The sequence below is a fragment of the Treponema sp. R6D11 genome, assembly GCF_054786075.1.
This window is the reverse complement of record NZ_BDHD01000326.1, coordinates 1-1,316: the sequence shown is the minus strand read 5'-3', so window position 1 is coordinate 1,316 and position 1,316 is coordinate 1. Positions and strand designations below refer to the sequence as shown.

Here is a 1,316-nt window from a genome sequence, read left to right as displayed (position 1 = left end):
TTGCTATCGCAGGCATTTTGGCTATGAACCCGGATTACATCATTTTTGATGAGGCAACGGCGATGTTGGATCCGTCAAGCCGCAACAACATAATATCGATAGCGCGCGAATTAAACGAGCAGGGGAAAACGATAATTTTTATCACGCATAATTTGGATGAAATTGCGTTCGTTCCTAGGGCGATTGTGTTGGCGGAGGGTAAGGTTGCTGCTGACGGTGGGCTTAGGGAAATATATGATAATCAAAAAGTTTTGGATAAGGCGAAGCTGATTTTGCCGGAAATTTCACGACTAACAAAAGAGTTAAAGGGAAAAACAGCGTTGACTTTGGAAGAGGCGGTGAGTATGTTTTGATAGAAATTAAAAATGTTAAATATACTTACAATCCATCTTCTCCCTATGAAAAAAAAGCGTTAAAAGGAATAAATTTATCCATTAATGAGGGCGAGATCGTATCTATTGTTGGGCATACTGGCTCGGGCAAATCGACATTAATTCAAATCATTGCGGGGCTTTTGATGCCGACATCTGGCGTTTGCAGAGTTTTTGATGTTGATACAAATGATAAAAACAAACTCGCCGAAGTGCGGAAAAACATTGGCATGGTTTTTCAATATCCAGAGAACCAAATTTTTGAGGAAACGGTTTTTGATGAGATTGCATTTGCTCCAAAAAACTTTGGTTTGTCTGGCGACGATTTGAAAGAAGCTGTCTTTTGGGCGGCGGATGCGCTCCGCATACCTAACGAGATGTTAGACGAGATGCCACATCATTTGTCTGGTGGGTGGAAGAGGAAAATTGCTATTGCGAGCGTACTGGCTTTTAAGCCAAAGCTTTTAATTTTGGATGAGCCGACGGCGGGGCTAGACCCTGTTTCGCGCCGTGATTTAATTGAGCTAATTCGCAAAATCTCCAAGGACACCAGCGTTGTTTTTATATCTCACTATATGCAAGAAATCGCTGAAATTGCGGATAGAATCATAGTTATGAATAAAGGAAGAGTGCTATTAGATGGCAAGCCGAAAGACATATTAACGCCAAAACTTGAAGAGATAGGGCTTGATATCCCCGATGTCACGAAGCTGGCTTTAGCGCTTGGGAAGAAAAAAATAATTACATATGAGGATGCAATAAAATGTTTAAGGACATAACGTTAGGGCAATATTTCCCTGTGGATTCGTTTGTCCATAGGCTTGACCCGAGAGCAAAGCTTTTGCTCTTGTTTGTGCTTATCATCGGCATTTTTTTCTTGAACTCTGTGCCTACATATGCTATTTTTATCGTTTTTGTTCTCGTCGTCGTGTTAGCGACCAAGGT

At 41.3% G+C, this 1,316-nt stretch carries 1 protein-coding gene and 2 pseudogenes; all 3 read left to right on the top strand.

The features are described 5' to 3' along the window. Positions 1-353: pseudogene (locus ACYVTD_RS12785) on the top strand (energy-coupling factor ABC transporter ATP-binding protein); the annotation flags it as partial. Next, on the top strand, positions 350-1,150 hold the full coding sequence (locus ACYVTD_RS12780; RefSeq protein WP_461248129.1) for an ATP-binding cassette domain-containing protein: 801 nt from the start codon (positions 350-352) through the stop codon (positions 1,148-1,150). The pseudogene ACYVTD_RS12785 and the gene ACYVTD_RS12780, both read left to right, overlap by 4 nt. After that, positions 1,135-1,316 (top strand): annotated as a pseudogene (locus ACYVTD_RS12775) (cobalt ABC transporter ATP-binding protein); the annotation flags it as partial. The gene ACYVTD_RS12780 and the pseudogene ACYVTD_RS12775, both read left to right, overlap by 16 nt.